Annotated in this window: 10 protein-coding genes; 3 read left to right on the top strand and 7 right to left on the bottom strand. The window is 65.2% G+C overall.

The genetic code is table 11. The annotated features are described in order from the left end of the window. Positions 1-120: 120 nt before the first annotated feature. Positions 121-1,083, top strand: coding sequence for a DUF6602 domain-containing protein (locus MICAU_RS31925; protein ID WP_013285722.1), 963 nt, complete (start codon positions 121-123; stop codon positions 1,081-1,083). Between the two features lie 332 nt (positions 1,084-1,415). On the opposite strand, the gene MICAU_RS32465 is transcribed toward MICAU_RS31925, so the two are convergent. Further along, a complete protein-coding gene (locus tag MICAU_RS32465; RefSeq protein WP_145752240.1) occupies positions 1,416-2,006 on the bottom strand; it encodes a hypothetical protein in 591 nt (196 codons plus the stop codon). After that, positions 2,003-2,248, bottom strand: a complete 246-nt coding sequence (locus MICAU_RS12745; RefSeq protein ID WP_157547410.1) for a hypothetical protein — start codon at positions 2,246-2,248, stop codon at positions 2,003-2,005. The genes MICAU_RS32465 and MICAU_RS12745 overlap by 4 nt, the downstream gene beginning before the upstream one ends. Positions 2,249-2,373: 125 nt before the next feature. On the opposite strand from MICAU_RS12745, the gene MICAU_RS12750 reads away from it, so the two are divergent. After that, positions 2,374-2,787, top strand: a complete 414-nt coding sequence (locus tag MICAU_RS12750) for a transposase (RefSeq protein ID WP_013285038.1) — start codon at positions 2,374-2,376, stop codon at positions 2,785-2,787. Continuing rightward, entirely contained in the window at positions 2,784-3,788 is a 1,005-nt protein-coding gene (locus MICAU_RS12755) for an IS3 family transposase (protein WP_145755722.1), read from the top strand. The genes MICAU_RS12750 and MICAU_RS12755 overlap by 4 nt, the downstream gene beginning before the upstream one ends. On the opposite strand, the gene MICAU_RS12760 is transcribed toward MICAU_RS12755, so the two are convergent. From MICAU_RS12760 to MICAU_RS12780, 5 genes are all read right to left on the bottom strand, one after another. Next, a complete protein-coding gene (locus MICAU_RS12760) occupies positions 3,774-5,027 on the bottom strand; it encodes a reverse transcriptase domain-containing protein (RefSeq protein WP_167545740.1) in 1,254 nt (417 codons plus the stop codon). The genes MICAU_RS12755 and MICAU_RS12760 overlap by 15 nt on opposite strands. A 417-nt stretch (positions 5,028-5,444) precedes the next feature. Continuing rightward, positions 5,445-8,324, bottom strand: coding sequence for a pPIWI_RE module domain-containing protein (locus tag MICAU_RS12765; RefSeq protein ID WP_013285725.1), 2,880 nt, complete (start codon positions 8,322-8,324; stop codon positions 5,445-5,447). Between the two features lie 35 nt (positions 8,325-8,359). Further along, a complete protein-coding gene (locus tag MICAU_RS12770; protein WP_013285726.1) occupies positions 8,360-11,875 on the bottom strand; it encodes a pPIWI_RE_Z domain-containing protein in 3,516 nt (1,171 codons plus the stop codon). Then, positions 11,868-13,025, bottom strand: coding sequence for a pPIWI_RE_Y domain-containing protein (locus tag MICAU_RS12775; protein WP_013285727.1), 1,158 nt, complete (start codon positions 13,023-13,025; stop codon positions 11,868-11,870). Before MICAU_RS12775 ends, MICAU_RS12770 begins: the two co-directional genes overlap by 8 nt. Continuing rightward, complete coding sequence (locus MICAU_RS12780) at positions 12,997-14,448, bottom strand: PD-(D/E)XK nuclease family protein (RefSeq protein ID WP_244879756.1); 1,452 nt, start codon at positions 14,446-14,448, stop codon at positions 12,997-12,999. Before MICAU_RS12780 ends, MICAU_RS12775 begins: the two co-directional genes overlap by 29 nt. Positions 14,449-14,584: the final 136 nt, after the last annotated feature.

Below are 14,584 nucleotides of genomic sequence, written 5' to 3' on the forward strand. Positions count from 1 at the left end.
GCCGTTGCTGTCAGTGCTGCTGTCAATCCGCTCGGTCGTATCGCCAAGTAGGAGGGCCTTACCCGTCCTGCCGGCCAATAGCAACTGGCCGTCCCACGCGGAGACTGAGACTCTTTCTCCGTGACGAACCCCCACCGCCCACACGAGCTCGACACCTGGATCGAGCAAACCACTAGCGAGATGGCGAGCGAGTACGAACGCATCCGGCTACGCGCCACCGAGGATCCAGGGACTGCCGGCGACGAGGGAGAGGAGAACTGGGCTCGGTTACTGCGCGAATGGCTGCCGAGCAGCTACCAGGTACGCACGAAGGGCCGCATCCTCGCTCATGATGGAGCCGCGAGCAGGCAGGTGGACGTGGTCGTACTCCGTCCGGGCTATCCCAGCAAGCTGCTCGACAAGAAGCTGTACGTGACCTCCGGCGTAGCGGCAGCCTTCGAATGTAAGCTCACCTTGACGGCTGCACATATCAAGGAAGCGACCCAGACGGCAGCAGAGATCGCACGTATGGCGGCCCCGCGTCAAGGAACGCCCTACAAAGAGCTTGTCAGCCCGATCGTATACGGCGTACTGGCGCACGCTCACGGATGGTCCAGTGATCACGTCGCCGTCGAGAAGATCAATGAATATGTGGTGACGGGCACCGGGCAGCACGCCTTGCACGCGCGGGAGTTCCTCGACCTAGTTTGCGTCGCAAACACATGCGTAACATTGAAGTCGACGCGCCTTACACATATGGCAGCGGCCAGCTGGCATAAGCTGGGTGGCGATCCAAGTGAGGTGCCTGAACCATTGCATTGTTTCGTCGGCTCTTTCTTACCTGATACCAGCAGGCCGGCGGTTGGATCACTGCTCGCCTACCTCTTGATCAGGCTGGGATGGGAGGATCCTCAGGTTCGGCCGTTCGCTGATTACTTCCGTCTGGCGAAAATTTTCTCCCGCCAGTTCGGTGGTGAGGCCCCAGTGCGTCCAACCGGACTCACCCCAGAGACTGAGGCGGCAGTCCTCTCGGCGCCACTCAACGAAAATCCCGATGCGCCGTGGCCATGGTCGTGGGATGAATGGGGCTTCTCGCTGGAGTGATCGGAGCTTGCAGCGAATCTCCTTGTCGAGCATTCGCAGTCCGTCCAGCCTTCCCCGGCCGGGGACAAAGTGGAGCGGCCGACTGAACGAGTCGCAACGGCGGTGTCAGGCAGCGCCACATTCTGCTGTGCGGTGATCGAGCCAGTTACGGGGTGGCGAGCAGGTGCGGAACCGGGCCTGACTGGAGTTACCGCAGGCGCCGGCAGATGAGTCCAGAGGGCAGACGCTCCATCGTCCGCAGCGGACATTCCCCGATCCGCGCCCTCCCGTTCACGTGGGGAGTTGTGCGGCGGCGAGGCCTCGGCACCACTCGGCATCGTGCCGTTGTCCGTTCAGTGTTTGGCCCGGGCGTCGGTGGCGGCGGGCGCGGTGATCGCCTCGGCGGTGACCTGAGGATGCGTGTCCAGCTTGGTGATGAATTCGCGGCAGGTTTCGAGACAGTGGGCCAGGGAGGTCGCGGTGATGACGACCATGCCGTCGCGTACTGGCACGCCGATGACGCGCATCTTGCGGGGAGTCTCTCTCTCGAGCTGCTTTGCTGTGAAGCGTCCGAGACCATGAGCGACTGCATTGCGGACGAGAAAGCATGCCTCGAGGCTTTCCCACGCCGGGATGTCAGCCACGTCGATGTTGTGCCGCCGCCGCAGGAGACCGATGACGTCGCTCCAGCCGCCGGGCGCTCGGCCAGGAGCCTCACCGGCGAGATGTGTCAGGAGTGCCTCGGTGTAGATCTCGACGATGCTGACCAACCGGAGCCAGCAGGCAGCACGGTCGGCTGACGCAGCGTCACTGTCGAGGTTGACGCGGTGGCGGGGTCGGTCACGTAGACGGCCGGCTGCTGTGGCGGTGTGTCGTGCGTAGGTGGTGATCAGCTCTTCGAGAGCGTTTTCGGTGATCTCGAGTGTTACGGGCTCTGGTGTCACGTCCGGGCCAGGATCGTCGCGTGTAGGCCGCTTTCGTCGCGAACGGCATCGTTGGTTTCCTGCGATACAGCTCCGTGGTGGTGCAGGCGTCGTAGCGCAACCAGGTACCAGGTTGCCAATGAGGACGGCTCCTCGTCGAGGGCGCGGACGACCTCCTGCGGCTCGATCTTGTTCGCGTCTGCGAGGGCAAGTGCGGCCTCGGCGCGTACGACAGGCTCGTACCGTTGCGCACGGTTGGCCATGATCCAAGCGGTGAAAGGTTCCACATCCATCAGGCCGAGTTCGCGGATAGCCCTGTCTGCCAGGCTGAGATAAGACAGCCTTCCCGAGCGAGCTAGGCTCGACGGGAGACAGGAAGAGGATCATCGTGACACTACCCAACACGCCTGGTGAGCAGGGCGGACGGCCGAAGCGGCGGGCGTTCACCGCGGAGTACAAGCTGCAGATTGTGGCGGAGTACGACGCGGCGAAGGCTACGGGTGAGGGGGCGGCGATCCTGCGTCGGGAGGGCCTGTACCACTCCCACATCCTGGAGTGGCGTGCCGCGCGGGACGCCGGGGCGTTGACCGCGTTGGGCGCCCGTAAGAGCCCGGTGGGTGAAAACCGGCGCCGTAGCGCGGAAGCGGCCGAGTTGGAGCGGTTGCGGCGGCGTAACGAACGTCTGGAAGCGGATCTGGCGCGGACGAAGGCCGCCCTGGAGATCATGGGAAAAGCGCACGCGCTCTTGGAAACACTGTCCGAGAGCGCGGAGGACACCCCGACGCGGCCACGCCGGCGCTGAGTGAGGCGTTCGACAAGTTGGTGCCGCTGCTGGGTGTGGCCGGGGCGTGTCGGTTGACCGGCCGGTCCCGCGCCACGCACTACCGGCGTCAGCAGCCGCCCGTGGTGTCCCGACCACTGCGGCCGAAAACACCGCCGCCGTCGACGCTGACCCCAGCCGAACGCCAGCAGGTGCTGGATGTGTTGCACCGGGATGAGTACGCGGAGATGTCCGTGGCGCAGGTATGGGCCCGTGAACTCGACCAGGGTATGTACTGGTGCTCGCAGTCCACGATGTACCGGATCCTGCGCCAGGCGGGCGAGAGCCGGGAACGCCGCAGGCAGGCCACCCACCCGCCACGCACGATTCCGCAGCTGGCCGCGACCGGGCCGTCGCAGGTGTGGTCGTGGGACATCACCCGCCTGAAAACCACGGTGCGGGGCGTGTTCTACCACCTGTACGTGATCATCGACGTGTACTCCCGGTACGTCGTCGGCTGGCACGTCGCCACCGGCGAGGACTCGATGCTCGCCCGCGAGGTGATCGATGACGCCATCACCCGCAACCAGGCCCGACCCGAAATCTTGCACGCCGACCGCGGCTCGTCGATGACCTCCAAACCCGTCGCCGAACTCCTCGCCGACCTGGACGTCACCCGCTCGTACTCCCGGCCCCGGGTGTCAAACGACAATCCGTACTCCGAAGCACAGTTCAAGACGTTGAAGTACTGCCCCGCGTTCCCCGACCGGTTCGCCTCCCTGCACCATGCCCGCGAGTTCTGCACCGAGTTCTTCACCTACTACAACCACGAGCACCGCCACTCAGGTATCGGTCTGCACACCCCCGCCTCGGTGCACTACGGCACCGCCAGCGACGTGCACGACCAGCGGCAACGCATTCTCGACGCCGCTTGGCGGGCCCACCCCGACCGGTTCACCCGCCGCCCCCGACCCCCAGCCCTGCCCGACACCGTCTGGATCAACAAACCCACAGCTCAACCCACCGAACTACAGAACACCTGACCACGAAAACGTCTCACTTGACTTGACAGGTTCCGTAGCGCGGAGCAGGTAGAGCCGCTGCCAGTCGCTGAGGCTGACCTCCGTAGCGATCGCCGTAACGGTGCGGGTCACTGCAGGACGGTCGAGGTTGGCCATGGCTTTCAGATAGCGGAGTACATACGGTGTCGTGGACGCGGCGAAGGCGACGACATTCACCACTTTCGGCATCACGTCGACGGCCCGTCGTTCTGCGGGATCCGACAGCCTGATGAGGGCACTCCGGATGGCGCGGATCGCGGCACGGTCGGCCTCGTGCAGGTTGATCTGGTGGTCAGCAGCCGTGCTCGTTGGCAGGTCGCGGGGGGTCACGGTCGAGTTGAGCGTGTCGAGCGCCCACTGCGGGTCGCTGTCGTCGTCATCATCGGCGTACTCGGGTACCTCATTCTCCTCCCAGTAGGCGCGGAACGATGGTGTGCGGGTCTTGGATTCGTTGAGCGTCAGCCCGTTGTCGCGGGCGGCTGCTGCCAGATCGTCAAGCGCTCGTTTGGCGTCCTCGAACGTGTCGGTCGCGATTCGGAAGTCGTCGTTGAACCGCCACGCAGCCCACTGCTTGCGACGCAGCGCGCGCAGCACCCGGCTCGCGTACAGGTCGGAGAGCCGATCCGAGGGCTCGAGCAGCTGAGGAAGTCCGTAACGCCTGCGCTGGACTTCGAGCAGGAGTTCGAGCAGACACTCGATGGTGGCGTGGTCCCCGGTACGGAGGAGTAGTTCGCGGGCGAGGATGTCATGGTCGACGTAGTCGTAGAACGACGCGAGGTCGGCTTTCACGACGTATTGGACGACCGCGTTATCCGGCCAGGACAACTCGCTGTGGCTGTTGGCGTCTACCCGGTTGCCCCGAGTTTGGGCGTACGCCAGCGGCGCGTAGGCGAACGTCCGGTATCCCTCGTTGGAGCGGTCCACCTCGTGTTTGGCCTCGGCCATGAGGAGATCGGTTAACGCCCGGTAGGTCACTCGCTCGGCGAAACCCCAGAGCGCAACCGGCCTGCTGCCGGTCTCGGGTTTGGCGACCGCGACGACCAGACCGCGGCAAGGCGTCAGTCCGGCTTGGAGTTGGCCGGCGAGCCACGACGCGAACTCTGGAGCGCGTTCGTTCAGTTCGGTAGCGCCCGGCGACGACGGTATCAACGGTTCCTCGGCACTTGCCTCTCGGCGTGTGGCTCCTTCCAGATCGAGCCGGGAGAGGACGTCAGGTGGCACCGACTGCATGGCTTATGAAAGCACGCGGTGGGCCCAGATGGGGGCAGCGAACCTGGGCGCGATGGAGGAGGGCCCCACCTCCTGACCTCACACTCAGCTGTTGCGTGAGCTTCCGCAGGCTGGAGAGCAGGCCGCCGTCTGGGTTGCGGACTTCGTAGCCGAGTCGCTTGAGCGTCGCGACCGCGGTTGCCGGGTTGGATCGGACCACTGCGGCGATCTGACGGATGCGGTATTCACGCCGGGTGGCATCGAGGACGTCCTTCCATCCGGGCTTGGGGTCGGGGATCCGCTCGACAAAATATGAGGGGGTGGTCTGATCTGGCTCCAGGGCACTGGCCGTCGGTGCTTGGCCAGGCTGAGCACCTCCTACGGAGTGAGGAGGTGCCCAGCCCGTCCGCCTGCGTTCCGAGAGGGTCTTCAGAGCTCGAAGTCGAAGGTGAGCTGTACATCGCCTTCGGGTTCGGGTTGATCATCGATGTTGTCGCCGTCGTCTTCGAGCGTGTCGTCGGCGGGTAGGGCGTATTGGTTGGTGAGTCGTGCGACGTGCATGATCAGGGGCCTGCTGAGGGCTGCCCGGTAGTCGTCAAAGCAGTGGCGTTGCTGGTGTAGAAACCCGGCCCAGTTTGCAGGGTCTTCACCTTGGGGGTGAGCGGCGACGACGAACTCGAGTAGTTCCGCGTTCCAGGCGTTTTTAGAAGGGTCGAGATAGTTCCTCGCGACTTCTAGCTTTCCGTCGGGAGAACGGCCCTCTGAGGGATCGGGAGCATCGGCCTTTGCCGGGTTCTCCTTGTAATGAGGCGTAAGTTTGGCCAAGTCGATGACGATGGAGCTGTGGGTGGCCGGCTTGTCGACCGTGCTGTAATAGACGCGCGTCTGCTCGGTGTTTCCGGTTCCGTCGTCGTGTCGCCACAGCCCGTCGGAGATGCCGATGCTGTCGGCCTCGAAAGCCCATGACTCGGGGGTTTCGAGGCGATCGTTGCCGCAGATCCGTACCAGCCTCATTTTCTTGCCGAAGAGGCTGATTTTCTGAGGTCGCAATTCGCCGAGCTGGAGGTGGTCGGGCAGCATGTGAGCGTTCTGCACCGTGGTGAGTCGATACCGGATGTTATGGGCTTCAGTCACGATGAGGATCTGCGTGTTTCGGAACCGGGTTAGGGTACTTCGGATGAAGGCAGCGAGCCGCTCCTTCTGTTCCTCTTCCTTGGCAGGGCTGGCGTGGTAGTTCGTGCCGGCCAGGGTCTTGAGCAGGGTCGGGTAGGGCACCCAGTCGGCCATACCTTCGGCTTTGCCCATGATGTGCTTTTGGCCGGGCCGGATCAGGACGGCGATCGGGACGAAGATCTGGTGAGTGTTGGTGTCGTCGTTGCGCCTTTTGACGACCCAGAATGCCAGCTGCTCGAGGTCGTCGGGGATGGCGCTCTTGAGTTTGTGCTGCGGGACGAATCGGACGCCGAGCTGCCGTAGGCAGTCGTCCCAGGCGGCTTCGGCCCGGTGCTGGTTGCTGGCCTCTTCCTTGTCGAGATCTTTGCCGGGGAACTCGTCGGGGCGGATGAACTGGCTGACCATGCCGGCGTCGGCGCAGCCCATGCGGATAGCGAATTTCGGGTCGGTGGTGCGTGCGTTGAAGGCCTTCGCACCGTCGAGCTCGATGAGGGCGAGTTGCAGGGTGTCATCGACTTCTTCGGCCAGGTCCTTCATCGCGGAGGCGACGAGTTTCCGGTGCGTGTCGACGGCTTCGTCGTGCTTCCGGCCGCGCCTGGGAACGGAGCCCTCGCCGAGCGCTGCGCCGAGCCTGCCGAGGGGGCGGGCGTAGATCGTGAGGTTGAGGTCTCCGACCTTCCATGTCCAGGTGTCGTTGCTGGCGGGTTGCTGATGAGGCAGGTCGAGTAGTCGTTCGACGGCAGCGAGCAGGCGGTCGCGCATTCCCTTGCCGTCGCCCTGGTAGAGCAAAACGACAGAGAGCCGGCCGTCGACCGCGGCGGCCAGTTGCTGGCGCCGGACGAGCGCGTTCGCCTTCGAGATTTCAGCGTTTGCGGCGTTGGCGGCTTCCTGCCTCTCGACGAGCTGGGTGCGCTCAGCGTCGGTCTGGTCCTTCTTGTCTTTGGGGACGCTTTCGAGCTTGCTGAGGCTTCGGCTTGCCTTGCCGCCGATGAGGACGCGGGTCAGGGGCTGGTCGAGGTCGAAGTCGGGCTGCAGGCACTGGCCGATCCAGCGGATGAGGCGGCTGCGTTCGGCTGGCATGACGCCGGTGCCGACCTGGTGGTCAGGGCCGCGCATGGTGGTGTGGTAGGTGACGGCGGCAGTGACGCCATCTCGGCCGAGGATCCAGGCGTCTGACTTACCGGCGAGCTGCTCGGCAGCCGGGAGATTGTCCACGGCGCCGATCCGGTTGAGGATCTGTTCGGTGCCGCCGTTGCGCCAGCCCATTTCCCGGGTGTCTCGGTCCCAGATCAGGTGGGCGACCGCGAATTTCTGGGATGTCGGTGCGTCGACTACGAAGGGGCTGGTCGACTGTAGGAGGGTAGAAGCTCCCCAGCGGCCCTTGGTGTGTAGCTCGCCGCTGGTCCAGCGGCGGATGCCGGTGTCGACGTGTAGTCGCAGGGTGGGGTCGAACGCCTTTGTACGCAGCGCGATCTTGATCGTGGCGCTGTAGTACCAGGTCCGGATGTTGCTACCTCTGCCGGTGTGGTGTTCCAGCGGCGGCCAAGAAACGAGTTCGGCGTAGCCGTTGGCGGGATTCGCCGCGACCTGCCGGAACCTTATGGATCTGCTGCCATGCTGGTATGACTGGCCAGCGATTTTAGCTGCGGCGTAGTCAGGCAGCAGGCTGAACAGGTGAGGCTGAGGGACGGCGGTGTTGCCATCGGAGAGCTCGTGGGCGAGCAGGTCGACGGTCTTCTGCGTCCATCGCAGGGTGCCCGAGTCCAGTTTCCTGATTGTCGGCATCACGAGCGCTTTGCCGTCGTCGGTGGTGGGCAGGTCATACAGCCAGGCGTTGATGAAGGTCCGCATGATCGCCGGCGGGAACGGCTTTGCTGCGAACAGCCAGGGGTTGTCTTCATCAAGGGTTGCCCAGGTAGCGGTGGAGACCAGATCGGGGGCGACGGTGCGCATCAGTGCGTTGAGGCGCCCGATCGGCACCTGCTGGGCGCGTGCGCGTGATTCCTCGCGCCAACCGGCGGTGCGCAGGTCGAGGATAGGGCGGCGCCAAGAGATGGGGAAGGTAAGTGTGTGCAGCGGGATTTTGAGATCGCCTGCTGCCACGAAGGCTGCGGTCTGCGTGCGGTCGTAGCGCATCGGGGGCCTTTCTGAACCGGTCCGAGCGTGGGCGGTCAGTTCATGTCGCGCAGGGCGCGGTAGAGCGGGTCGTAGAGGGCTTGCACCAGCGATCGGTCGATCGTCGTCTGCGCCGACTCGGGGTCGAAATAGGGAGCGAGTTCGTGCAGCATGCTGGCGAGCAGGCTGGTCGCTGGGGTGTCGTCTCCGGTGAAGCCGGCCTCGCGGGGTGAGAAGGCTCCGTCGACGAAGTAGACGCGGGCGGCGACACCTCCGCGCACGAGTCGTCCAATGACCTGCCAGATGACCACGAGCTGATCCCAGGTAAAGGCCGACTTCTCATCGGGAGGCAGGCTGGTCCAGGACAGGCGACGGGTGAGGAAGCGGTGCCATTTGCGGGCGGCTTCGGCCCGAAAGCGCAGTCCGGCGTCGTCCGGGCTGCCGGCGGCCAGAGCGGTCTGGGTGAAGCGACGGCCTGGGCCGCGGACTTGGCGGACCGCCCAGTCGTTGATTGCCTGGGTGGCCAGGGAGATGTCGTCAGGGCGATGATGCGGGCGGGCGAGGAAGTAGACGCTGCCGATGGCGGCTTTACCGCCGGGAACCACGATGTTGTGCCCGCGCTCGACGGCCAGCAGCGGCGCGATCAGCAACTGCCCGCCGATGTCGGGGAACTTGGCCAGCTCGCCGCGGCGAAGGTGCAGCTGGCGGGTGTCGGCGGGCAGGTTGCTCCAGGAGTGGTCGAGGTCGGTGTCGTCGGATACCAGGACCGTGACGTTGCCGGTCCATTCCGGCAGGTTGTTGAGGTAGTGCCCGGCACGGTGTGCCTCGGCGTAGCTGCCGACCAGCAACAGGATCCTGCGGCGTTGTGGGTCGTCGATGTCGTCCAGTTCCTGCTGCAGCAGCGAGGTCGCGCCGGTCAGGCTGCGGTCAGGTACGGCCAGTTGGTGCAGCATCTGCTCGAGCTGAGCGGGACGCTGCCGAGGGTCGGTGCCGGACAGCCGCAGGGCGGTGGTGACGCCGGGTGGGTAGAGGAAGAGCTTGCGGAAATTGCTCTTCTTGATGGCGGCGACCTCGTGTTCGTGGGGCCGCAGCACGGCGTCAACCTGGGCGTGCAGGTGGTAGCGGCTGGAGGTGCCGGCCCAGCTGGTGGCCGACATCAACAGCACATGCGGGCCGGGCCGGTTGTCCACGGCAGGGATGTCGGCCAGCTCCAGCAGCAGCTCGCGGCCGACACCGTTGCAGCGAAAAAACCGCAGCTCACCGCTCTGATCGCCGTCCTCGTTGCGGTCGCCGGCCTGGAACTGAAAGCCCAGCACGTTACCCATGGGGGATTCGGGAACCACCGGCATGTAGTCCTTGGGCGGCCGGCGGGACAGCACGTTGGAGGTCGAGTCCAGGTTGAGGGCAGCTTCGACGCGAGGCCACAGAATGGTCATGCGGTCAAGACGATCGTGCAGGACCGCCAGCACGAGGGTGAATTCGAAGCGGTGCAGGTTGGCGTCAAGGTCACCGGCGACTGAGGCGTTGTTCGGGACCAGCTGGCGCAGCAACTTCTTCAGCCGCTCACGGCTGAACTCGCGAACGAATACCCCGCGGGGGGCGTGCAGCAACTCCGTCGCCATCGCCACGAGCGCGTTGACCAGGTCCGTGGTCGTATCCTCGGGACCACTCCCGCGCAACGGGGTCAGCGGCGAGTCGCGGAAACTGCCGAGAACGGTGTCGACACGCTGGAGCTCGGCCCGCTGGGAAGCAAGTTTGTCCTCGTCGGGGGCCACGACATTCTCGTCATCGTCGCGATTGCGCCTGCGCAGCTCGGGAAACCACTCATTGATCAGCCACTGGTGCAAGGTCATCGCGCTGAAGTAGTCCTGCGTGATCCATCGCCGCAGCGGCTCGTCGTTGATCAGCATCGAGTAGATCCGGTCGGTGGCCGTGATGACCGTGTTGAGCGCGTTGTTCCAATCGTCGATCTCGTCACTCGACAACTGCAGCCGGCCCTGCGCGGCCAGCTCGGTGAGCTTGTGCTTGCCGACCTCGTCGAGCCACGACTGCGCACCACGGGCCACCAGCGTCGCCGCCGGCGCGAACGCGGTGTCGAGCTGCATCTGTACCCGGTCGGCCTCGTCGACGATGATCAGGTCGCTGCGGCGGCAGGCCAGCTCCAGGTAGCGCATATTCTCGTCGTTGAGATGGTCGGGCACACGGCTGTGCACCAGCGATGCCGGCGTGGCGACCCAGATCTGCGCGTCGACCAGGTCGCGGGCGGCACTATGCCGCGGGCAAGCAGTCCACAACGGGCATCCGTGACGCTTCGGCCTGGCTGGCTTACGGCGACGCCGGAACCTCGTGCTGGCGGAGTCGGGATCGTCGTGCTCGATCTCGGCCTTCTCGACATCGTCAGCGTTGTACAAAGCGGTGCATGGCGCAGCGGTGATCGCCAGCGCCCGACGTGCCTCGAACCCCCGTAAGGCGTCGAGCGGGCAGGCGTTCGACAGGTGCGCGAAACCCGGGTTGTCATGATTCAGCATGCTTTGTCTGGCAGACTCGCTGCGCCGGTGCAACCGCTGAATGTTGCGTTCGAGGGTGGACTTTCCCAGGATCGGCGCGGCGTGCACGCCGAGGCGGCGAAATTGCTCGGTGATGGTCAGCACTTCGGCGACGTCACCCACGACGATCGTGGTCCGGCGTCGGTCGGCCGGGCGCTCGCGGGTGGCGAGCTGGAAGGCCAGAATGTCGCGAATCGTGGACTTGCCGGCGCCGACCATGCCCACCAGGTTCATCAGCCTGTCGATGCGCAGCCGGGGATGGGTCTGGAACGCCCCGGCGGCCTCGTCGCGCAGCAGCAACTCGACCCGCCGTAGACGCTTCTTCCAATCGTTGAGCTTGCGCGGCGTGCGGTTCTCTGCCAGATCCGCGGCGTTGGCGGCGACCTCCAGGGCGTCCATAGCATCAGCTGCGGCTTCCAGTTCGGTCATGGTGACGGTGATCGGCTCGCCTCTGCCTGCCGGCGCCGCCCCGATGTCATGCCCGATCCAGGGCTTGAGGCCGATCAGCTCGACGGGGATGTTCACGGAGTGGCGCTGGTCGCGGACGTAGAACAGCTGGTCTCCGGCGCCGGCGACGGGCAGCTCGCGCCGCTCCAGAGGAGGCGGCTGGGTCAGCAACCGTTCATAGATCTCCCTGCGGTCGTGCGCGCGCGTGGGCTCAAGCGCCTTGGGCAGATCGTCAATGGTCGCGAACGTGTAGCCGCGCAGCGTGATGTCGACATCGAGATACATGTGCAGCGAGTTGTGCCAGGTGTAGCGGCGGCTGCGGTCCCACAGGAAATGCCGGGCTCGCCGGATCATCAGCCGCGCTTCGCTGGTGCGTACGTCGCCGAACACTTCCTCATAGGGGTAGCCGCTGAGCAACGTCCAAATGTCGCGCACCGGCCGGGTCGGCATGACCCGCGTGCCGAGGTAGATTGCCAGCTCTACGTCGAGCAGGTCACCGATGCCGAACCCGGCAGGTGCCTTCCACGCGCCACGGAATTCGCCGGCGAGGTCGCCGTGCCAGCTACTGCGATCACGCATCGTCGCCTCCCGCAGAGCCGTTCTTACGCAGCCGGGTCAGGGTGGTTGTCAACATGCGGAGAAACGCCTTGTCGCTGAGCAGGGTCACCTGCTCCTTGACCTCCGGCGGGCAGAAATGCTCGAAGACGATCTTGTAGTCCTCGCGGTCGTCGAACCGGTACTGCGGCACCACCAGGAAGGCCCGGTTGTACGGCGGCTCCGGCCGGAACCGGGTGGCGCTGTGCCCGAGCAGGGCCGGGTTGGCGCGGTCTTTCACGTCGATGGCCCAAACCTGCCGGTTCGGTAGCGTGATCCTCAGGTCGTAGGCGTCGCAGCCCGGCCACATCTCCGGGACGAGGCCCTTGCCGATGAGCTTCTGTTCCAGCTCGACCTCGGCCAGCCCTGGGCCGGTGATGAACATACGCAGCGGCGCTCGCAGTAAATACAACCCGCCGGTCGAGCGATCGTCGATGAACTCTTTCGGGGTGGCGTGGGCTTCGCGGCGGCAGCGGTCCAGCTCGCACCGCCAGGACCGCCCATCGGGTTTGAGCAGGCAGTGGCAGCGTGCGCACGTAGCGAAGCGTCCGTCGGTGCCTCGGTAGGCGGCCGGGGCCGGCTCGTAGCACCGGTTCACCGTCTCCAAAACGGTGCCCAGCTCGGGATGCTCACCGATCAGCGTCGCCTTGTCGATACCGGTCAGGACCGGCTTGTCGATCAAAAGACGCCGGAACGCGGTGTAGGACTGTGGCGATCGTGCCGTCTCGCACTGTGCGAAGACCGTACGGATGATCTCGTTTTCGAAGAGCTCGGCCGCGGCATCGGGACCTGAGACCTCCCACTCGTAGCATCGCTGGGTGGGGACCCCGGTCTGCGCGTCGACCAGGTACTCGTCCAGGTTCTCGGCTTCCGCCGGCAGGTCAAACGGCCATTGCCCGATCGGCCTGGTCGCCGCCCAGCGCGCCATGCCTGCAACGCTGGCCGGCGGCTCCATCTCGCGCAGCAGGCATTGCAGGACCAGGTGGTTGTAGGCCTTCTGCACCTTGTCCGAGTAGATCGGGTCCGGGGACCTGTCGTGACGCGACAGGTCGACCAAAGCGGTCGCGACCATGCGCAGCAGCGTCACCCCGGTAAAGGTGGACAGATCAGGCGGGCTGTTCACGGTCAGAACCACGAGCGGTCTCCTGAGAGGACGGCGGCGGGTCCGTTCCCGCCGCGCTGGGACACCACCTACTTACCGGACAGGTACGACAGTTATCTCCTGGCACCGCGGCGAAGGTAATGTCTCCGCGCCACGGCTGCGCCATCTTCCGCAGGGCTGCGTACGCCTTATCGAGCTCCTGCGGATCTGACGGGTCGACCATGATGAGATCCGCTCCGGCCGGCCGGAGAATCTCCAGCTCCACTCGGGAACCGTCGACGGGTCCGCCGAGCAGGCCTCGCCCGAGGATGGCCGTCGCGAGTGCGACCTGCGGGAACTCTGTGAAGACATCCTCGCCACCACGCTGGCGGCGCCGGGTGGTCTTGGTCTCGCGCCACACCCAGGCGCCGTCGTCGCGGTAGACGAGGTCGGGCTTGGCGATCACCAGCGTCTGGGCAGCTGTGTCATGAAAGACGAAGGTCTCTTCGATCCTGAGGTCTGAGGTGCTCTCTTCAAGAGGGCACACGGACGGGTGATGCGTGAGCATCCGCATGCCGGCCTCGGCTGCATCAGCGTCGAGCTCCCAGCGCGGGTCGGGCCAGCTGATGTCACCTGGCATGTCCGCGTGCTGGCACGGTCCGCTTGCTTTCGCGTGCAGCGTCTCCAAATAGCTATGAACTGCCTGACCGATCCGGGCCGGAGTGGCGTACTCGTTGACCTTCGGCAGACGCAACGTCTGCAGGTAATGCTGGGCCGGGCAGTCGTTGTAATAGCGCAAGTCGGTGATCGACACCTGGCGCAGCTTCGCTCGCCGGTCCGACCGCAGTCCCAGCAGTCCCGGAGCTCGCATCACCTCGTCACAGGCCAGCACGAGACGGCATTTGAGACAATCGCCGCCTGGGCGGCGCGTCTGGCCATGAAGGACCTGAACCGCAGCGCGGCGTCCATGCTGCTCGTAAAGAGCGCCGGCATCCTCAATGGGTCCGTCGAACAGGACTCTTCTCAAACCTTCGGTGAGATCGATGTCGGCGACCACTACGCGAGACACCTCTTCGCGTGCCCGGACAAAGAACTTCTTCTCCCAATCATCCGGCCACGGCGCGGGACGGCCGTACGCGGCCGTGTAGGCCGCGACCGCCACCTCGGCCTCGCTGCGCTGTCGCTCTAGCATGTTCGCGAGGCGAATCAGCCGCAGTTCACGCACCGCACCGTCAGCCGAGCGGTAACGCCGGCCCCAAGCCCACAGCTCGCGAACACCCTGATCGACATGCTGGACCACCCACCAGCGGGCGACCGGCAGCATCGATGACTCTGCCTCACACATCGACAGGTAACTGCGTGCGGCATGCTTAATGAAGGTTGCTAGACCTTCGTGAAGCGGCTGCTTCGCAAATACCGAGTTCAGCGCCTCGTCAAGCGGTTGGCGGTTGAACTCCACAGCGTCCAATACGTCCATAACGAGCCGCACCGGGACCGGCGGCTTGTCCTGACGCGGCCAAGCGGAAGGCTTAAGTCCTGGTCTCGACTTAACCGCAAGGTGCATTGCGCACCTATGTTCTCCCCCAGTCAAGGCGCTCAAGGCCACACGCATG

The organism is Micromonospora aurantiaca ATCC 27029, from assembly GCF_000145235.1.
GTDB lineage: Bacteria > Actinomycetota > Actinomycetes > Mycobacteriales > Micromonosporaceae > Micromonospora > Micromonospora aurantiaca.